This window comes from Streptomyces sp. NPDC006602 (assembly GCF_042870385.1).
In the GTDB taxonomy this organism is placed as follows: domain Bacteria; phylum Actinomycetota; class Actinomycetes; order Streptomycetales; family Streptomycetaceae; genus Streptomyces.
The window spans coordinates 167,710-186,976 of record NZ_JBIAHG010000015.1 but is presented as its reverse complement, the minus strand read 5'-3'; the positions used below and the strand labels follow the sequence as shown (position 1 = coordinate 186,976).

Below are 19,267 nucleotides of genomic sequence, written 5' to 3'. Positions count from 1 at the left end.
GTTACCGAGCGTGTTCTTGTCAGCGTGCGTCGTCCGGGAGGAGCCGGGCGAGGGTGCGCACGGCGCGGTACTGGAGGGTCTTGATAGCGCCCTCGTTCTTGCCCATGACACGGGCGGTCTCCGCGACGGAGAGGCCCTGGAGGAAGCGCAGTGTCACGCACTCCTGCTGCTGGGGGTTGAGCCGTCGTACGGCATCGAGGAGGGCGGCGTTCGAGAGGGACTCCAGGACGGAGTCCTCGGGGGAGCGCTCGACCTCGTTGGCGTCGAGCATCTCGCCGGTGGTGACTTCCAGCCGGAAGCGGCTCGACTTGAAATGGTCGGCGACCAGGTTGCGGGCGATGGTGACGAGCCACGCGCCGAAGTCGCGGCCCTGCCAGGTGAAGGTGCCGATCCGGCGCAGTGCGCGCAGGAACGTCTCGCTGGTGAGATCCTCAGCGGTCGCCTTGCCTCCCACTCGGTAGTAGATGTACCGGTACACGGTGTCGCTGTACTGGTCGTAGAGACGCCCGAAGGCATCGGCCTCGCCGGCCTGGGCACGCTCCACAAGGTCCATCATGCGGGCGCTGTCGCTGTCCGCGGCGGGACGGCGGGTGGTGTTGGCACCGGTCGAACGCCCTCGTCTTCCGACGGCGGCGCTGCCGTCGGCGAGCGCGTAGCACGGGCCGACGGGGGTGGTGGCAGCGGCGAGGGCAGGGACGGCGTACGCGGTGGGGACGAAACCGCGCAACAGGTCTTGGACCGTTGCGCGCAGCGTAGCCAGGCCCGAGGCGTCAACCCCGACGTGTGGGTACACGGGACTCCCAGAGGCAGAGCTTCCATCACGTGCAGTACGGAACCTTTCACCCGTCGTAGCGACGGAAGGGGATCCGGATTGCGTCTGAGGAGAATAACGCTTAGTACAGGCGCTGCTACACGCAGTTGCTCAAATCATCGATTACGTCGCTTCTGTAACCGAATGACGGCCGATCAAGTACCGCTCAGTGATCGGTTGTTGATCGAAAAGGGTCGTGTTCCGTCTGGGTGGGGGGCGTGTTGTGGCCGTGTGCAGCCAACGGGACTGGACAGCGGGGTAACGGGGTACGACCCGTGGATTGGCCGGTTGTGCCGGGCGTGACCTGATCTGATGCCCGGTGTCGCCGGCTGTGTCAGCGGCGGCGTTTGTGCAGGGCGATCGCTGCCGCCGTGCCGCCCGCCACCGCGCCCACACCCGCGGCCGCGGGGATGCCGACCTTGGCCGCCTTGCGGCCCGTGCGGTAGTCGCGCAGGCGCCACTCCAGTCGGCGGGCGTGCTTGCGCAGCTTGCTGTCCGGGTTGATGGCGTAGGGGTGGCCGACCAGCGACAGCATCGGGATGTCGTTGTGCGAGTCGCTGTAGGCGGCGCAGCGGGACAGGTCCAGGCCCTCCGCGGCGGCCAGCGCACGGACGGCCTCCGCCTTCGCCGGGCCGTGCAGGGGTTCGCCGACCAGCTTGCCCGTGTAGACGCCGTCGACCGACTCGGCGACCGTGCCGAGCGCGCCGGTCAGACCGAGGCGGCGGGCGATGACCTGGGCGATCTCCACCGGGGCGGCTGTGACCAGCCACACCTTCTGGCCCGCGTCCAGGTGCGCCTGGGCCAGAGCCCGGGTGCCGGGCCAGATGCGCTCGGCCATGTACTCGTCGTAGATCTCCTCGCCGATCGACATCAGCTCGGAGACGCGGTGGCCCTGGACGATCGACAGCGCCGAGTCGCGGGCCTCCTGCATGTGTTCCGGGTCCTCGACGCCGGCCAGGCGGAACCACGCCTGCTGCCAGGCGAACTTCGCGAGGTCGCGGGTTTCGAAGAACTTCCGCTTGTACAGGCCCCGGCCGAAGTGGAAGAGGGCGGCGCCCTGCATCACGGTGTTGTCCAGGTCGAAGAAGGCGGCGGCATGCGCGTCGCCGTGCACCGGGAACTCCGGTTCCTCACCGGCGACATCCTGCGTGGACTTGCGCGCTGCCTCAGCCGAGGCCTCGCCTGCCAACACGCTCCGCGCCGTGGCGGAGCGCCTACGGGGAGTGAGCCATCCGAGAGCGGCCATGGCGTGAGCATAGCCAGTCTGTTCGGAGGTTCCGGAGCCGAGAGGTTCGAAGGGTGTGAACTCTCGGCGACCGCGCCGTTAAACAAGCGGAAGAATGGCCTGCATGACTCCCATCTTTCGGCGCAACGCCCCGAGGGCCCCACAGGACCGGCTCGTCACTCTCGTCCGCAAGCCCGGGTGCCATCTGTGTGATGACGCACAGTCCGTGGTCGAGAAGGTGTGCGCCGACCTGGGTGTCCCCTGGGAGCGGAAGGACATCACCCAGGATCCCCAACTACACGATCAGTACTGGGAACAGATCCCCGTCGTGCTCGTCGACGGAGAGCAGCACACGTTCTGGCGCGTGAACGAAAATCGCCTCCGCAAAGCACTGACCGAGTAGTCCAACTGGTCCGGAACGTCGCTTAGGATCGACGGCGTCTTGGTCTCGGGGGCGGGAATCGTAGAGGAGAGTGTGCGGTTTTGCCCCCAGGAGAAGAGGAACGGTGGTGCGGATGTGCCGGTTCCGCACAGGTGCGCCGGGGGCGCGTGACCCCGGTCACGTTGGCCGGGCAAATCGGACACCATCTTTGTGCACGCGTTCACAAAGACATAGCCTGCTCTCGACGGGGCGGTCCGGGAACGTGTGACCGCCTACAGCCCCGCTCTACCCGCAGGAGCACCGTGGCAACTGGCCGAACTCACCGACCGGCGACCCGTAGCCGAGGGATTCCCGAGGCCACCGTCGCCCGCCTTCCGCTGTATCTCCGCGCGCTGACCGCACTGTCGGAGCGCTCGGTACCCACGGTCTCCTCCGAGGAGCTCGCGGCCGCCGCGGGGGTCAACTCCGCGAAGCTGCGCAAGGACTTCTCCTACCTGGGCTCCTACGGAACGCGCGGTGTCGGCTACGACGTCGAGTATCTCGTCTACCAGATCTCCCGTGAGCTGGGCCTGACCCAGGACTGGCCGGTAGTGATCGTCGGTATCGGTAACCTCGGCGCCGCCCTCGCCAACTACGGCGGGTTCGCCTCGCGCGGCTTCCGGGTCGCGGCGCTCATAGACGCCGACCCGGCGATGGCCGGGAAGCCGGTGGCCGGGATCCCCGTCCAGCACGCCGACGAGCTGGAAAAGATCGTCGAGGACAACGGCGTGTCGATCGGTGTCATCGCCACGCCCGCCGGTGCCGCCCAGCAGGTCTGCGACCGGCTCGTGGCCGCCGGCGTCACCTCCATCCTGAACTTCGCGCCGACCGTGCTGTCCGTGCCGGACGGCGTCGACGTGCGCAAGGTCGACCTCTCCATCGAGCTGCAGATCCTCGCCTTCCACGAGCAGCGCAAGGCCGGCGAGGAGGCCGCTGCCGCCGCCGACGGCGGGGTCCCGCACGTCGCCGCCCGCAAGGAGTCCGCCGACAAGGGTCCAGACGGGGACGTCCCCGCCGTGATGCCGGCATGAGTCTCCTCGTCGTCGGGCTGAGCCACCGCAGCGCCCCGGTCAGCGTGCTGGAGCGGGCGGCGCTGAACGCGGACGCGCAGATCAAGCTGCTCCAGGACACCGTCGCCGCCGAGCCCGCCACAGAGGCCGCGGTGCTCGCGACCTGCAACCGCATCGAGCTGTACGCCGACGTGGACAAGTTCCACGCCGGTGTGGCCGAACTGTCCACGCTGCTCGCCCAGCACAGCGGGGTGGGGCTGGAGGAGCTCACTCCCTATCTGTACGTGCACTACGAGGACCGGGCCGTCCACCACCTCTTCTCGGTGGCCTGCGGGCTGGACTCCATGGTCGTCGGTGAGGGGCAGATCCTCGGCCAGATAAAGGACTCCCTCGCCAAGGCGCAGGACGTGCACTCCGCCGGGCGGCTGCTGAACGACCTGTTCCAGCAGGCCCTCCGCGTCGGCAAGCGCGCCCACTCCGAGACCGGCATCGACCGCGCCGGGCAGTCCCTGGTCACCTTCGGCCTGGAGCAGCTGGCGGCGGGCGCGGACGTCGAGAGGTGGACCCGCGGCAAGAAGGCCCTGGTCATCGGCGCCGGTTCGATGTCCTCGCTGGCCGCGGCCACGCTCGCGCGTGCCGGGGTCGCCGAGATCGTCGTCGCCAACCGCACGCCGGACCGCGCCGAGCGGCTCGCCCGGATTCTGATGGAGGGCGACGACACGGACGTGCTGGCCCGCGCGGTACCGATGGAGTCGGTGCCGGTCGAGCTGGCACGTGCCGATCTCGCCGTCTCCTGCACGGGGGCGACCGGGCTGGTCCTGACGGCCGAGGCGGTCGCGGCGGCGGTCGAGGGCCGCACGGGAGAGGCCGTCGCGGACAGCGGGACCGTTTCGCCATCTTCGCCGCCTGCGCCGTCGGACGGTGACGGCCGTACGGCCGTGGCGGCCGCCGGGCGCGGTGAGCTCCCGCCCACCAGCCTGGGCGCCGAGGACGGCTGTCCGCTGGACCTGCCGGCCGTGCAACAGGCGACCGCCGGGTTCTCCGTGCTCGGGGAGGCCGCCGTGGCCGGGATGGCCGCCGCCGACCTGGAACAGCACGCGGCCTGGGTGGACAACGGCGTCACGCGTCAGCAGAGCTCCGCCACCGCCGGTGCGGTCACCGTGCTCGACCCGGCCGAGGAGGCGGACGCCATCGCGGCGCTGGCCGCCGCCGCGGCCGCCGTCGGCCGGGTGCCCGAGCGGCGCAGGCCCGAGCCCGTCGCCGAGATCCCCAGGCCCGAGCCTGCCCTCTTCCTCCTCGACCTCGCCATGCCCCGTGACATCGACGCGGCCGTGCACCGGCTGGTCGGAGTGCGGCTCGTCGACATCGAGTCGCTGGCGGACGCCTCCGCCGACGCTCCGATGGCGGCCGACGTCGACCAGGTCCGCCGTATCGTCGCCGACGAGGTCGCCGCCTTCGGGGCGGCGCTTCGGGCCGCGCACATCACGCCGACCGTCGTCGCGCTGCGGACCATGGCCGCCGATGTCGTCGCGAACGAGATCGCACGGCTCGACGGGCGGCTGCCCGGCCTCGACGACAAGCACCGCGCCGAGATCACCCAGACCGTGAAGCGCGTCGTCGACAAGCTGCTGCACGCGCCGACCGTACGGGTCAAGCAACTCGCGGCCGAGCCCGGCGGCGCCGGGTACGCGGACGCGCTGCGGACCCTGTTCGACCTCGACCCCGAGACGGTGGCCGCCGTGTCCCGGGCCGAACGCGCCGACGACGAATCAGAGAACAGCAAGAACCGAGGGCCGGCATGAGTAGCAAGGCATTGAGGCTCGGGACACGGCGAAGCAAACTCGCCATGGCCCAGTCCGGGCAGGTCGCGGACGCCGTGAGCCAGGTGACCGGACGGCCCGTCGAGCTCGTCGAGATCACCACCTACGGCGACAGCTCCCGCGAGCAGCTCGCGCAGATCGGCGGCACGGGCGTCTTCGTGACCGCGCTGCGGGAAGCGCTGCTGAAGGAGGAGGTCGACTTCGCGGTTCATTCGCTCAAGGACCTGCCTACCGGGCAGCCCGACGAGCTGGCGCTGGCCGCCGTACCGCCGCGCGAGGATCCGAGGGACGTCATCGTCGCCCGGGACGCGCTGAAGTTCACCGACCTGCCCCCCGGGGCGCGCATCGGTACCGGATCGCCGCGGCGGATGGCCCAGCTGAACGCGTACGCGCGCAGCCACGGGCTGGACATCGAGACGGTTCCGATCCGCGGGAACGTGGATACGCGGATACGGTTCGTGCGCGACGGCGAACTGGATGCGGTGGTGCTGGCCGCGGCCGGCCTCAACCGCATCGGCCGCGGTGACGAAGTGACCGACTTCCTGTCGGTCGACACGGTTTTGCCCGCCCCCGGCCAGGGGGCACTCGCGATCGAATGCAGGGCGGGGAACACCGCCCAGGATGCATACCTGATCGCCGCGCTCGGTGAGCTCGACGACCCGTTCACGCGGATCGCCGTGACTGCCGAACGGTCCCTGCTCGCCGCCCTGGAGGCCGGTTGCAGCGCCCCTGTGGGCGCGCTGGCCGACCTTCCCCCACGCTCGGCTCCGTTCGAGCGGGGGGACCCCCATGCCGACGGGCAGATTGTCAAGGAAATGCGCCTGCGTGGCGTCGTCGGCACGACCGACGGCTCGCGGATGGTGCAGTTGTCCACCACCGGTCCCGTGCCCGAGACGTACGACCAGGCAATGGCGCTCGGTCGCGAACTCGCTGCCGAGATGCTTGCCCAGGGCGCGGCCGGTCTGATGGGGGAGCGAGCACAGTGAGCCCCACCACTCTTCCCGCCGCCGGTCCTGAACACGGGCACGTCACCTTCCTTGGTGCCGGACCCGGGGATCCGGGACTGCTGACTCTTCGCGCCGTCGAGGCGCTGGCACACGCGGACGTTCTCGTCGCCGGGCACGAAGTGCTCGACGTCGTACGTGCGCACGCCAGGTCCGGTGTCGCTGTCGTGGACACGGATGCGGATCCCTCTGCGGATCCGTCCTTCGGGTCTTCCGGTCCGACTCCGGGCGCAGGCGCGCCTCAACTAACGGTTGTTGACGGCGCGTCAACGACCGTGGGTGTCCCCGTCGTGCGGGATGCCGCACATCTTGTCATGGAGGCCGCGCGGGGCGGCAGGCGGGTCGTGCGTGCGGTGTCCGGGGATCCCGGACTCGACGCGTACGCCGCCGAGGAGATGCTCGCGTGCGCCGCCGCGGGCGTGCCCTTCGAGGTCGTTCCCGGGATCGCGGCTGCCGTTGGCGTGCCCGCCTATGCCGGTGTGCCGCTGCGGGACGCCGAAGGCGCGGACGTCCGGTTCGTGGATGCGCGGACCGCCTCCGACCGGTGCTGGACGGAGGTGGGGGCGTCCGACGGGACCGTTGTCGTGTCGACGACCCTGGACTCCATCGGCGCCGCTGCCGGCGAGCTGGTTTCCGCCGGGCGCAAGCCCGATACGCCGCTGTCCGTCACCGTCGCCGGTACGACCACCCGGCAGCGGACCTGGACCGCCACGCTGGGGACCATCGCCCAGACGCTGAAGCAGGCCAAGGTGCTGCCCTCCCCGGAGGGCGGGCGGCCGGTGATAGCCGTGGTCGGTGAGCGGTCCGCCGCGGCTCAGCGTGAGCAGCTCTCGTGGTTCGAGTCCAAGCCGCTGTTCGGATGGCGCGTTCTCGTACCGCGTACCAAGGAGCAGGCGGCCTCGCTCTCCGACCAACTTCGGTCCTACGGGGCCGTGCCGCACGAGGTGCCGACGATCGCCGTCGAGCCGCCGCGGACGCCGCAGCAGATGGAGCGGGCGGTCAAGGGGCTGGTGACCGGACGGTACGAGTGGATCGCTTTCACCAGCGTGAACGCCGTGAAGGCTGTCCGGGAGAAGTTCGAGGAGTACGGGCTTGATGCGCGGGCCTTCGCCGGTATCAAGGTCGCCGCGGTGGGGGAGCAGACCGCCAAGGCGCTCATCGCCTTCGGTGTGAAGCCTGACCTCGTGCCGAGTGGGGAACAGTCGGCCGCGGGGTTGCTGGAGGACTGGCCGCCCTATGACCCGGTGTTCGATCCGATCGACCGGGTGTTCCTGCCGCGTGCCGACATCGCCACGGAGACGCTGGTCGCCGGGCTGATCGAGCTCGGGTGGGAGGTCGACGACGTCACCGCCTATCGGACCGTGCGGGCCTCGCCGCCGCCTGCCGATACGCGGGAGGCGATCAAGGGGGGTGGGTTCGATGCCGTTCTCTTCACCTCGTCGTCCACTGTGCGGAACCTTGTGGGCATCGCCGGTAAGCCGCACAACGTGACGGTTATCGCGTGTATCGGGCCCGCTACGGCCAAGACTGCCGAGGAGCATGGGCTTCGGGTGGATGTGATGGCTCCCGAGCCGTCCGTTCACAAGCTGGCCGAGGCTCTTGCCGACTTCGGGTTGCGGCGGAGAGCCGCGGCGCTGGAGGCCGGGGATCCGGTTACTCGGCCCAGTGAGCGGCGGCCGGGGGCTCGGCGGAGGCGGACGACCACCTGATCGGGGTGGGTGTGGGCGTGTATGACGGCCTGATCGGGGCGGGTGCGGGCGTGTGATGACGGTCTGATCAGGCCGTGGTCGTGGTCAGGCCGGGGTCACCGTGTGGCCGTGGCGGAGCAGGTTTGCCGGGTCGTAGGTGGACTTCGCCTGTCGGAGGTGGCTGTAGACCTCCGGGGTCCAGGCTCGGGCTCGGTCCTCCTCGTTGCCCGGGGTGCCGTGGGGCCGGGGTCTGGGGGCGGAGCCCCCAGGGCGGGCACACTCGTGCCGGGTGCCTCCACACGCCGTGGGGCCGACGGGGCGTCGGCAAAGGGGGTGGTGGGGCGGGCGTAGCGTGGGTGCATGACGACGTACGGATCCTTTCCCGGCACGCGGCCGCGGCGGCTGCGGACCACCCCCGTCATGCGGAGGATGGTCGCCGAGACGCGGCTGCATCCCGCCGACTTCATCCTTCCGGCCTTCGTGCGCGAGGGCGTTGCCGAGCCGGTGCCGATCGCGGCGATGCCCGGGGTTGTGCAGCACACGCGGGACACGTTGAAGAAGGCCGCCGCGCAGGCGGTGGCGGCGGGGATCTCCGGGATCATGCTGTTCGGGGTGCCGGAGGAGTCGAAGAAGGATGCCCTGGGGACGCCCGGGACCGATCCGGACGGGATTCTGCAGGTCGCCATTCGGGATGTGCGGGCCGAGGTGGGTGACGAGTTGCTCGTCATGTCCGACCTGTGTCTCGATGAGACCACTGATCATGGGCACTGTGGGGTGCTCGATGGGGAGGGGCGGGTCGACAACGACGCCACCCTCGAGCGGTACGCCGAGATGGCGCAGGTCCAGGCCGACGCCGGGGCCCATGTGGTGGGGCCCAGCGGGATGATGGACGGGCAGGTTGGGGTTGTCCGGGATGCCTTGGACCAGATCGGGCGGGAGGATGTCGCTGTCCTCGCGTATACGGTGAAGTACGCGTCCGCGTTCTACGGGCCGTTCCGGGAGGCTGTCGGTTCGTCGTTGAAGGGCGACCGGAAGACGTACCAGCAGGATCCGGCGAATGTGCGGGAGTCTCTGCGGGAGCTGGCGCTCGATCTCGAAGAGGGCGCCGACATGGTGATGGTGAAGCCGGCCGGGCCCTATCTGGACATCCTGGCCCGTGTGGCGGACTCCGTGGACGTGCCTGTTGCCGCTTACCAGATCTCCGGTGAGTACTCGATGATCGAGGCCGCCGCCGAGAAGGGCTGGATCGATCGGGACCGGGCCATCCTGGAGTCGCTGACCGGCATCAAGCGGGCGGGTGCGCGGAACATCCTCACGTATTGGGCCACCGAGGTCGCGCAGCGTTTGCTGTGACGCTCGGGCGGGACGCAGACAGGGCGCTCTCGGGTGCCTACGGTGTGCAACGGTTCGAACTCGGTCCCGTCACGGACGGAACTCGCTCCGGGAAACAAACGAGCCGCGAACTGTGGTGTTTCGGTGGCGTTTCGGGTTTTCCGTGGTGAGCTTCTGGGGGTCTGTCCGGAAAACGACCCTGAGGAGGGGTCCTGCTCTGCGGCGGGCGGTGGGCTCGGGGCGCGGAACTGGGCGGATGTAACGAATTGACGAGTTCCCGTCAGCGTCCATATCTTCTGCGCCTGGCCTGATCCGTTCGGAGGGGTCTTGGGTATGTCGATCCCTGGGGGGATGCAATGAGCTGGTTCATCGAGGCGCTGAAGAAGTACGCGGTGTTCAACGGGCGTGCGCGTCGCAAGGAGTACTGGATGTACACGCTGTTCGTGTCCATCTTCTACATCGTGTTCGCGATCATCGCGGCCGTCACCAAGCAGCCGCTGATCGCGGTCGTCTTCTACCTCGCGATCCTGCTGCCGAGCCTCGCCGTCACCGTGCGCCGTCTGCACGACACCGGTCGCGCCGGCTGGTGGGTCTTCATCAGCCTGGTGCCGCTCGTCGGCGCCATCGTGATGCTGGTCTTCCTGTGCAGCGACAGCGAGTCGGGTGCGAACAAGTTCGGGCCGAACCCGAAGGAAGCGCCGGTTCTCGTCTGACGCCCATGCTTTTGAAGGCCGCCCGGACGGTGTCCGGGCGGCCTTCGGCGTTCAGCGCGCCGGAGTCGAGGGGGAGGACTCGGGGGACACGGTCGACGGGCCCTCGTCGCGTACGCCCGTTCCGTCCTTGCAGCCCGCCAGCACGAGCGCGAGGAGCGTGAGGGCCGTGGCGAGGAGGAGGCGGTGGCGGAGGCGGTGGCGGGTTCCGGCGGTCATGCGGGGCGGCCTTTCCGAGGTGGTGGGGCGGTGGTGACAGCGTGCGGGGTGGGGGGTGGTGGCACCACAGTTCGCGGGGGATTCGGGACGCGGGGGTGGGGGGAGGCGCGCTGACCTGCGGGGATGTTGTTTCCCTGGGATGTGGTGCGGGACGGAATCCGGGAAATGTGGTGGCGGGCACCATCAAGTGCCGCAGGGAGTTAGGTTGTTGACCGCCCCTCCGCCGACTCTCCGAGGAGACGCCCATGTCCGGTGACGCCCTCAGCCAGGACCCCGCCGAGCTGAGAAGGAGGATCGACACCACCAAGGCGCACCCGGCCCGTGTCTACGACGTCTTCCTCGGCGGCAAGGACAACTATCCGATGGACCGCGCGGCGGCTGCCGCGGCCCTGTCCGCCAATCCGCGCGGCTACCTCGACGTGCGGCACAACCGCGACTTCATGCGCCGCGCCGTGACGCGGATGGCCACGGACCACGGCATCCGGCAGTTCCTGGACATCGGCACCGGGTTGCCCACCGGGGACAACGTCCATCAGATCGCCCAGCGGGTCATCCCCGAGGCGAGGGTGGTGTACGTCGACCACGACCCCGTCGTCCTGGCGCACGCGCGTGCGCTGCTGACCAGCGGGCCAGAGGGCCGTACCGACTACATCGACGCCGACCTGCGCGAACCGGGGCAGATTCTCGAACAGGCCGCCAAGACCCTGGACTTCGACGAGCCGATCGCCCTGTGTCTGGTGGCCCTCCTGCACTTCGTCGAGGACGAGCAGGCCTACCAGGTCGTGCGCGATCTGGTGGACGCGCTGCCCGCCGGCAGCCGGCTCGTGCTCACCCACCTCACCGACGAGATGCACCCCGAGCCGACCCGGGCCGTCCAACGGACCTACACCGAGCGCGGGTTCACCTTCGTGTTCCGGACGAAGGACCAGGTCGAGCGGTTCTTCACCCGGACGCCGGGCATCACGCTCGACGAGCCCGGTGTGGTACCGGTTCATCAGTGGATGCCCGATCCTGCGCCCGCTCCGCCTGCCATCGATCCGGAGGACTTCGAGGCACTCGACGACATCGAGAAGATTCGGTATCGGGACATCAATGACGTGACGGACGATGACATCAATGTCTATGGGGCGACCGGGTCGAAGGGCCAGGGCTGAGGCGGGGGTCCGTCCGTATTGCGGAAACCTGCTTGTAGGTGGCATGTATTTGCCTAGGCTGCGCGGCACGAGTCGCTGTTCTTCAGTCCGTCGTAGTCGAAGGAGCCGCCATGACCGTTGCCGAGGTTGATGTCGTGCCCGCGCCGCCGCTCGCCGCGCGGGCCCGGTCGGTCGGTGGGTCGGCCGTACGGGACATCCTCGCCGTCACCGCCCGCCCCGAGGTGATCAACTTCGCGGGCGGGCTGCCGGCGCCCGAGCTGTTCGACGTGGACGGGATCGCGGAGGCGTATCGGGCGGTGCTCGCGGAGGCGCCCGCGCGGGCGTTGCAGTACTCCACGACCGAGGGCGAGCCGGGGTTGCGGGCCGCGCTGGCGGGACGGATGTCGGTGCGTGGACTGCCGACCGAGGCCGACGATGTTCTCGTCACGACCGGTTCGCAGCAGGCGTTGTCCCTGCTCGCGACCGTGCTGGTGGAGCCCGGGGACACGGTTCTCGTCGAAAGTCCCTGTTACCTGGCGGCGCTTCAGGCCTTCGGTTTCGCGGGGGCGCGGGTGGTGGCGGTGCCGGGGGACGGGGCGGGGCTGGACCCCGCTGCCCTGGAGGAGCTGGTGGTGCGGGAGCGGCCCAAGCTGCTGTACACCGTGCCGACCTTCCAGAATCCGACCGGGCGCACGCTTCCGGCCTCGCGCCGGGCCGCGATCGCGTCCGTCGCCGCCCGGCGGGGGCTGTGGATCGTCGAGGACGATCCGTACGGGGAGCTGCGGTTCGAGGGCGAGCGGGTGCCGTGGATCGCCACGTATCCGGGCGCGGAGGACCGTACGGTCCTGCTCGGCTCCTTCTCCAAGGTCATGGCGCCGGGGCTGCGGCTGGGGTGGCTGCGGGCGCCGGGCTCGCTGCGGCGGGCGTGCGTGGTCGCCAAGCAGGCCGCCGATCTGCACACCCCGACGGTCAACCAGCTCGCCGCGGCACGGTACTTGGCCGACCGGGACCTCGACGCCCATGTCCGGCGGGTCGCCGGGGTGTACCGGGAGCGACGGGACGCGATGCTCGCGGGGCTGCCGGACGCGCTGCCCGAGGGGTCGGTCTGGAGCCGGCCCGAGGGCGGGATGTTCCTCTGGGCCCGGCTTCCCTCGTCGTACGACACGACCGAGCTGTTGGGTCGAGTGGTGCGGCACGATGTGGCGTACGTGCCGGGGGCACCCTTCTACGCCGGTGAACCGGATCGGTCGACGCTGCGGCTGTGCTTCGTGACGCAGACGCCGGGGGAGATCGGGGAAGGGCTGCGGAGGTTGGGGGCGGGGCTTCTCAGGGACTAGGTCCCAACGGTGGTGGGGGGCGTGCTGTGGGGATGCAGGCGTCGCCGGGCTTCCGGGCTGCCGGTCGGCCGCCTGCGTCGGGGTCAGTCCCACCAGAAGGACCAGGAGCGCTCGCCGATGAGAGTCTTGGCGTAGGAGACCAGGTCGCCGGGGTCCGTCTGCCAGATGGTGTCCGGGCAGAACGCGAGGTGCTCGGCGGCGATCGCCTCCGCCTCGGCGGGAGCCACTGACGACGGCCCGTACCGGCCTGGCTACTTCACGCGGCCTTCGAAGCACTCCTTCTCGCCGCCCGCGGCGGGCCGGAGACAGGCCTTCACGACGGTTCCGGGGCGGGTCACGGTCATGGGGGTGTAGACGTAGGCTTCCGCGTCGACGGCGTTCTTGACCTCGGCGCCGCGGACCCGTCCGTCGGTTGTGTCCGCTCCGTCTCGTCCGTCGCTGATGCCCACGGTCATCTCCAACCGGTCGCCGATCCGCGTGTCCCACATCCGCGCCCAACTGGTCCCGCACTCCTCGCTGTGGCGCAGTTCCATCCAGGCACCGGTGGCCGTGCGGTGGGAGGCGAGGGTGTCCGGGTTGGCGGCGCACGTCATCTGCATCGGGCTCCTGCCCTCACAGGCGGCTCCCCGGCAGCGCGGCCCGGTGGCGGACGGGGACGCCGACGGACGCGGTGCGCCGTCCTGGCGCGGCAGGAGCAAAAGGCCCACCGTCACGCCCCCGACGGCCACGGCGCACACGGATGCGAGTACCGCCACGGCCGCCACGCCCTTGTGACCGGCAGGCGTCGTCTCCTGCGGGGGCGGAGCCGGCGACGGCTTCGGCTGCGGCGACGGCCCCTGCGGACGCGGTCCTTCCGTCCCGCGTCCGCTCCATTCCGACTCCGCGATCTCCCACAGCGCCAGGCACCGCCCCTCCGGTGCGCCGACGAGCTGGCACAGCTCCCGCACCGCCTCGCGCGGCGGCAGCGTCTTGCCGTTGAGATAGCGCTCCCAGGACGACTTGCTGAACGGGGTCTTCGACGCGAGGCCTGCCATGCTCAGGCCGGTCTGCGCCTTCAACTCCCGCAGCGCGGCGGCCAGCCGGGCGCATTCCGGCGACGGTGCCGTCATCCCCGCAGGGCTTTCCACGTGTGCGGCCCGATGACGCCGTCCACGACCAGTCCCGCCCGCCCCTGTACGCGTTTGACCGCGCGTTCGGTCAGCGGACCGAAGATCCCGTCGACGACCCCGGGCGAGAAGCCCGCCCTGCGCAGCAGACACTGCGCCTCGGCCACCTCCGGCCCGGCTTCGCCGTCCGCCACGATGGCGTCCTGGGTACGGCTGTTGCCCGCGTACCAGCGGCCGTCCGTCCGCTTCAGGCGGCAGGTGTACGGGGGCGCCGTCCGCGCCGGTGACCGAGGCGCCGACGCGACGGCCGAGACGAGGGGGGCAGCCGCTACTGCGCCGTCGTCACCGTCGCCGTTGTTGAGCCGTACGACCAGGAGGACCGCCGAGGAGATGGCCAGGACCAGAGCCACCGAACCCGCCATGAGCGCGATGCGCAGCGAACGTCCGGGGAACCGGGCGCTCTCGGGGGCACCTGCCGACAGGATCTCCGGCGCGGCCGCCTCCGGCGCGGATACTCCTGCGCGTCCGTTCCCCCAGGCATCGGCGGCGACTTCGTGCAGCGCGAGCAGCCGGGTCGGATCGTCACCGCAGATACGGGCCATCGCCTCCACGGCCTCCGGCGGCGGCAGCGATCGGCCGCTCAGATACCGCTCCCACGACTTCGGGCTGTACCCCGTCTTCGCCGCCAGCTGCCGCAGGTTCAGCCCACTGTGATCCTTCAGCCGGCGTAACTGCACCACCAACTGCCGCACCCGTGGGTCCAGTTCCTCGGGCAGCGCTTTCCAACGCGCCATGTTCCCCCCACTCGCGTTCATGATCAGTGGCCGTGGTCAGCGGCCTCTGTGCCGTCGCATTCTGCATCAGCATCCACGGGACTGCATCGGAACGTGGTTCCTGCATCGATGCGGAATCGGCCACCGCCCGCCATCGCCGTCCCGCACCACCGTCCCGCCACATGGTCTCCCCGCAGGTCAGCGCGTGGGACATCCCGCGAGAACGTCACTTCTGCGGCAACTGTGGCGGCCCTTGCCGCCACTGAGCACTCTCGTGTTGACCAGACCGGCGGCACGGCAGGTGCCGCCTCACGACCCCAAGGGGGAAGCATGCGATCGAACGTGTTGACGAGGACCGTCATCAGCCTCACCGCCGTCGTCGGGCTCGCGGCCGGAACGGTGGCTGCCGCGGGTACCAGCTTCGCGGTGTCCCAGCCGGCCGCCAAAACGTCGGTGAGCGCCCAGGACGTCTCCATCCTCGCGGTGAACAACCTCGGCCTGAACACGACCCGGGCCAAGAACTGGCAGTGCTGGCTGCGCGACACGGGTTACAACCCCGGCACGATCGACGGGCAGCTGGGCACCAACAGCTGGAAGGCGGCGCAGCGGAAGTTCAACGACCTGGGCTACAACGCAGGTACCGTCGACGGAGTCGTCGGCACCAACACGATCAAGGCGCTGCAGCGCTACCTCGGCGTTGCCGTCGACGGGGTCGCCGGACCGAACACCAAGGCAGCGTTCTGGGACTTCAACGCCTTCGGTTGCTGAGCTGAGCTGAGCCGGCCTGACGACCGCACACAACGCCACGGCCCGTCCTTCCCGCGAGGGAGGAACGGGCCGTGCGCCTGTCTCGGCGTGCCTCAGAGCCGCTCGGGCGTCCGGATGCCCAGCAGGGTCATGCCGCGGTGCAGCGTGCGGGCCGTGACGTCGCAGAGGAAGAGGCGGTTCTCCACCTGCGCCGGCGACTCGGCCTTCAGCACCGGGCACTTGTCGTAGAAGGTCGTGTAGAGGGACGCCAGCTGGTACAGGTACGCCGTCATCTTGTGCGGGGCGTACTCCGACGCCGCCTCCGCCACCGTCTCCGCGAAGGCGTCCACGTGCAGGCCGAGCGCCCGCTCCGCGTCGGCCAGTTCGAGCTCCGGGTGCGCAAAGGGGCGTACGTCCCCGGCCTTGCGGAGGATCGATTGGATACGGGCGTACGCGTACTGGAGGTAGACGGACGTGTCGCCGTTCAGCGAGACCATCTGGTCCAGGTCGAACTTGTAGTCCCGGTTCGCCGACGTCGACAGGTCCGCGTACTTCACCGCACCGATGCCCACCTGGGTGCCGCGCTCGGCGATCTCCTCCTCGGAGAGGTCCTGCGCCTTCTCCCGTACGACCGCCGAGGCGCGCTCGATCGCCTCGTCGAGCAGGTCCACCAGCCGGATCGTCTCGCCCTCACGCGTCTTGAACGGCTTGCCGTCCTTGCCGAGGACCGTGCCGAAGGCGAGCTGGACCGCATGGACGTCGTCGTTCAGCCAGCCGGCCCGCCGCGCGGTCTCGAAGACCATCTTGAAGTGGAGGGACTGGCGGGCGTCGACGACGTAGAGGAGGGTGTTCGCCTTCAGGTTGAAGACGCGGTCGCGGATCGCCGAGAGGTCGGTCGCCGCGTAGCCGTAGCCGCCGTCCGACTTCTTGACGATGAGCGGGACCGGGTTGCCGTCCGGACCCTTGACGTCGTCGAAGAAGACGCAGAGGGCGCCCTCGGAGCGGACCGCGACGCCGGACTCCTCCAGGAGGCGGCAGGTCTCCGCGAGCATGTCGTTGTAGCCGGACTCGCCGACGATGTCCGCGTCCCGGATCTCCATGTCCAGTTTGTCGAAGACGGAGAAGAAGTAGATCTTCGACTCGTCCACGAACTTCTGCCAGGTGGCGAGGGTGTGCGGGTCCCCCGCCTGGAGGTCGACCACCCGGCGACGGGCCCTGGTCTTGAACTCCTCGTCGGAGTCGAAGTGCTTCCGCGCGGCCTTGTAGAGACGGTCGAGGTTGGACATCGCCTCCTCGCCGCTCACCTGGGTGTCCTTGTGGTCCAGCTCGTGCGGGTGCTCGTCCAGGTACTGGATGAGCATGCCGAACTGGGTGCCCCAGTCGCCGATGTGGTGCCTGCGCACCACCGTCTCGCCGGTGAACTCCAGGAGATGGACCGCCGCGTCGCCGATCACCGCGGAACGCAGGTGGCCGACGTGCATCTCCTTCGCCACGTTCGGCTGGGCGTAGTCGACGACCGTCGTGCCCGGGTTCTCGGCGAAGGGGACACCGAGGCGGTCGGGGTCGGCGTACCGCGCGGCCAGGTTCTCGGTGATCGCGCCGTCCGTGAGCGTGATGTTCAGGAAGCCGGGGCCGGAGACCTCGATGTCCTTGATCACATCATCGGTGACCACCTGGGAGACGACCTGCGTCGCCAGCTCCCGCGGGTTCGCCTTCGCCTTCTTCGCGAGGGCCAGGATCCCGTTGGCCTGGAAGTCCGCCCGGTCGCTTCGGCGCAGCAGCGGGTCGACGGAACCGGCCTCCGGCAGGGCAGCCGAGAGGGCGGACGCGAGGCGCTGGTTGACGGAAGCGGTGAGGGACGTGACCGGGGCCATAGGAATGGGTGCCGTTCTCCTCGTGGGAACTGGTGGGCACGCCCAGTATCCCATGGGGCGTAAAGCGGTTTTCCCGGGCGCGAGGTGGTCTGGGAGAATGGAGCGTCAGCCGTGCGACCGTACCGGCTGCTCGTGTGAAACCTTCAGGAACCTTCAAAAAGAGGACGTGCCGATCGTGGCTCAGAGCACCGAGACCACCGACTGGGTCTCCCGTTTCGCGGATGAGGTCATCGAGGAGTCGGAGCGTCGGGCCCCGGGCAAACCGGTAGTCGTCGCGTCGGGGCTCTCGCCCTCCGGCCCCATTCACCTGGGGAACCTGCGGGAGGTCATGACCCCGCACCTCGTCGCCGACGAGATCAGGCGGCGGGGCCACCAGGTCCGGCACCTGATCTCCTGGGACGACTACGACCGGTACCGCAAGGTGCCGGCCGGTGTCGCCGGGGTCGACGACTCGTGGGCCGAGCACATCGGCAAGCCGCTGACCTCCGTGCCCGCGCCCAAGGGGTCCTCGCACCCGAACTGGGCCGAGCACTTCAAGGCCGCCATGACCGACTCGCTCGCCGAGCTGGGCGTCGAGTTCGACGGGATCAGCCAGACCGCGCAGTACACCTCGGGTGTGTACCGCGAGCAGATCCTGCACGCCATCAGGCACCGCGGCGAGATCGACGCGATCCTCGACCGGTACCGGACCAAGAAGGCCCCGGGCAAGCAGTCGCAGAAGCCTCTCGACGCGGCCGAGCTGGAGGCTGCCGAGGGGTCGGGGGCCGCCAGTGAGGACGACGGCAGCTCCGGGTCCGCCGGGTACTTCCCGTACAAGCCCTACTGCGGCAACTGCGAGAAGGACCTGACGACGGTCACCTCGTACGACGACGACAGCACCGAGCTGACGTACACCTGCACCGCCTGCGGTTTCTCCGAGACCGTCCGGCTGAACGAGTTCAACCGCGGCAAGCTGGTCTGGAAGGTCGACTGGCCGATGCGGTGGGCCTACGAGGGTGTCGTCTTCGAGCCGAGCGGCGTCGACCACTCGTCCCCGGGGTCGTCCTTCCAGGTGGGCGGGCAGATCGTCGGGATCTTCGGCGGCAAGCAGCCCATCGGACCGATGTACGCGTTCGTGGGCATCTCCGGGATGGCGAAGATGTCGTCGTCCAGGGGCGGGGTGCCGACCCCCGGCGACGCCCTGAAGATCATGGAGCCGCAGCTCCTGCGGTGGCTGTACGCCCGGCGCCGGCCCAACCAGTCCTTCAAGATCGCCTTCGACCAGGAGATCCAGCGGCTCTACGACGAGTGGGACAAGCTGGACGCGAAGGTCGCGGAAGGGTCCGCCCTGCCGGGCGACGTGGCGGCTCACTCGCGTGCCGTCGGGACCGCGGGCGGTGAGCTGCCGCGGACGCCTCGGCCACTGCCGTACCGGACCCTGGCCTCCGTCGCCGACATCACCGCCGGACACGAGGACCAGGCCCTGCGGATCCTCTCCGAACTCGACCCGTCCAACCCGCTCGGCTCCCTCGACGAGGCCCGGCCGCGGTACGACAAGGCCGAGGCGTGGATCAACACGCAGGTGCCCGCCGACCAGCGGACCATCGTGCGGGACGAACCCGACGTCGAGCTGCTGAAGTCCCTCGACGAGCAGGCACAGGGGTCCCTGCGGCTGCTCCTCGACGGGCTGGCCTCGCAGTGGTCGCTGGACGGGCTGACCCACCTCGTCTACGGCGTGCCCAAGGTGCAGGCCGGGTTCCCGGCGGACGCGACGCCGAAGGAGCTGCCCGCGGAGATCAAGACCGCCCAGCGGTCCTTCTTCGCCCTGCTCTACCACCTGCTCGTCGGGCGGGACACCGGACCCCGGCTGCCCACGCTGCTGCTGGCGGTGGGGCAGGAGCGGGTGCGGGCGCTGCTCGGGGAGTAGGCCCGGGTTCTACGACGGAGGGGGGGGGCGGGGGGGGGCCCCGGGGCCCCCCCCCCCGGGGGGGGGGGGGGGGGGGGTGGGGGGGGGCCCCCCCCCCCCCCCCGGGGCGGTTGTGGTAGCGCCGGACCCAGAGGGTGGGCTCGGCGTCCGG

General features: G+C 70.0%; 18 protein-coding genes. 11 read left to right on the top strand and 7 right to left on the bottom strand.

All coding sequences use genetic code 11. The features are described 5' to 3' along the window. Positions 1-19: 19 nt before the first annotated feature. The gene (locus ACFYO2_RS31425) at positions 20-793 is read right to left on the bottom strand and encodes an ECF subfamily RNA polymerase sigma factor, BldN family (RefSeq protein WP_388355739.1); all 774 of its coding nucleotides are present in this window, start codon (positions 791-793) and stop codon (positions 20-22) included. A gap of 352 nt (positions 794-1,145) precedes the next feature. Beyond that, complete coding sequence (locus tag ACFYO2_RS31420; RefSeq protein ID WP_388355737.1) at positions 1,146-2,057, bottom strand: HAD family hydrolase; 912 nt, start codon at positions 2,055-2,057, stop codon at positions 1,146-1,148. Positions 2,058-2,160: 103 nt separating this feature from the next. On the opposite strand from ACFYO2_RS31420, the gene ACFYO2_RS31415 reads away from it, so the two are divergent. The 7 genes from ACFYO2_RS31415 to ACFYO2_RS31385 all read left to right on the top strand — a co-directional run bounded on the left by ACFYO2_RS31415 (position 2,161) and on the right by ACFYO2_RS31385 (position 10,024). Beyond that, complete coding sequence (locus ACFYO2_RS31415) at positions 2,161-2,439, top strand: glutaredoxin family protein (protein WP_388355735.1); 279 nt, start codon at positions 2,161-2,163, stop codon at positions 2,437-2,439. Positions 2,440-2,720: 281 nt separating this feature from the next. Next, positions 2,721-3,488 (top strand): redox-sensing transcriptional repressor Rex, encoded by a 768-nt coding sequence (locus tag ACFYO2_RS31410; RefSeq protein ID WP_388355733.1) that lies wholly within the window; start codon positions 2,721-2,723, stop codon positions 3,486-3,488. Beyond that, positions 3,485-5,269, top strand: a complete 1,785-nt coding sequence (locus ACFYO2_RS31405) for a glutamyl-tRNA reductase (RefSeq protein ID WP_388355731.1) — start codon at positions 3,485-3,487, stop codon at positions 5,267-5,269. The genes ACFYO2_RS31410 and ACFYO2_RS31405 overlap by 4 nt, the downstream gene beginning before the upstream one ends. Further along, on the top strand, positions 5,266-6,273 hold the full coding sequence (gene hemC / locus ACFYO2_RS31400) for a hydroxymethylbilane synthase (RefSeq protein ID WP_388355729.1): 1,008 nt from the start codon (positions 5,266-5,268) through the stop codon (positions 6,271-6,273). Before ACFYO2_RS31405 ends, hemC begins: the two co-directional genes overlap by 4 nt. Then, entirely contained in the window at positions 6,270-8,000 is a 1,731-nt protein-coding gene (locus ACFYO2_RS31395) for a uroporphyrinogen-III synthase (RefSeq protein WP_388355728.1), read from the top strand. The genes hemC and ACFYO2_RS31395 overlap by 4 nt, the downstream gene beginning before the upstream one ends. Positions 8,001-8,339: 339 nt before the next feature. Continuing rightward, the gene (gene hemB / locus ACFYO2_RS31390) at positions 8,340-9,332 is read left to right on the top strand and encodes a porphobilinogen synthase (protein WP_388355726.1); all 993 of its coding nucleotides are present in this window, start codon (positions 8,340-8,342) and stop codon (positions 9,330-9,332) included. 335 nt (positions 9,333-9,667) lie between these two features. Beyond that, a complete protein-coding gene (locus ACFYO2_RS31385; protein WP_388355724.1) occupies positions 9,668-10,024 on the top strand; it encodes a DUF805 domain-containing protein in 357 nt (118 codons plus the stop codon). A 51-nt stretch (positions 10,025-10,075) separates the two neighbouring features. On the opposite strand, the gene ACFYO2_RS31380 is transcribed toward ACFYO2_RS31385, so the two are convergent. Then, the gene (locus tag ACFYO2_RS31380; RefSeq protein ID WP_388355722.1) at positions 10,076-10,240 is read right to left on the bottom strand and encodes a hypothetical protein; all 165 of its coding nucleotides are present in this window, start codon (positions 10,238-10,240) and stop codon (positions 10,076-10,078) included. A 245-nt stretch (positions 10,241-10,485) separates the two neighbouring features. On the opposite strand from ACFYO2_RS31380, the gene ACFYO2_RS31375 reads away from it, so the two are divergent. Then, positions 10,486-11,394 carry an SAM-dependent methyltransferase gene (locus tag ACFYO2_RS31375; RefSeq protein WP_388355720.1) on the top strand — a complete coding sequence of 303 codons (909 nt, stop codon included), beginning with the start codon at positions 10,486-10,488 and terminating at the stop codon, positions 11,392-11,394. Positions 11,395-11,504: 110 nt separating this feature from the next. Further along, positions 11,505-12,710, top strand: coding sequence for a PLP-dependent aminotransferase family protein (locus ACFYO2_RS31370; RefSeq protein ID WP_388355718.1), 1,206 nt, complete (start codon positions 11,505-11,507; stop codon positions 12,708-12,710). 83 nt (positions 12,711-12,793) lie between these two features. Here ACFYO2_RS31370 and ACFYO2_RS31365 read toward each other — a convergent pair whose 3' ends face one another. Genes ACFYO2_RS31365 through ACFYO2_RS31355 form a run of 3 tightly spaced genes read right to left on the bottom strand, consistent with a single transcriptional unit; the run spans position 12,794 to position 14,610 of the window. Next, entirely contained in the window at positions 12,794-12,937 is a 144-nt protein-coding gene (locus ACFYO2_RS31365; protein ID WP_388355717.1) for a DUF4253 domain-containing protein, read from the bottom strand. Between the two features lie 24 nt (positions 12,938-12,961). Next, positions 12,962-13,819 carry a helix-turn-helix domain-containing protein gene (locus ACFYO2_RS31360; RefSeq protein WP_388355715.1) on the bottom strand — a complete coding sequence of 286 codons (858 nt, stop codon included), beginning with the start codon at positions 13,817-13,819 and terminating at the stop codon, positions 12,962-12,964. Continuing rightward, the gene (locus ACFYO2_RS31355; protein WP_388355713.1) at positions 13,816-14,610 is read right to left on the bottom strand and encodes a peptidoglycan-binding protein; all 795 of its coding nucleotides are present in this window, start codon (positions 14,608-14,610) and stop codon (positions 13,816-13,818) included. Before ACFYO2_RS31355 ends, ACFYO2_RS31360 begins: the two co-directional genes overlap by 4 nt. 309 nt (positions 14,611-14,919) lie before the next feature. Here ACFYO2_RS31355 and ACFYO2_RS31350 point away from each other — a divergent pair, with 309 nt between their 5' ends. Then, entirely contained in the window at positions 14,920-15,357 is a 438-nt protein-coding gene (locus ACFYO2_RS31350) for a peptidoglycan-binding protein (RefSeq protein WP_388355711.1), read from the top strand. A 92-nt stretch (positions 15,358-15,449) separates the two neighbouring features. On the opposite strand, the gene argS is transcribed toward ACFYO2_RS31350, so the two are convergent. Continuing rightward, a complete protein-coding gene (gene argS, locus ACFYO2_RS31345) occupies positions 15,450-17,210 on the bottom strand; it encodes an arginine--tRNA ligase (RefSeq protein WP_388355709.1) in 1,761 nt (586 codons plus the stop codon). Positions 17,211-17,376: 166 nt separating this feature from the next. On the opposite strand from argS, the gene lysS reads away from it, so the two are divergent. Further along, entirely contained in the window at positions 17,377-19,116 is a 1,740-nt protein-coding gene (gene lysS / locus ACFYO2_RS31340; protein WP_388355707.1) for a lysine--tRNA ligase, read from the top strand. Positions 19,117-19,267: the final 151 nt, after the last annotated feature.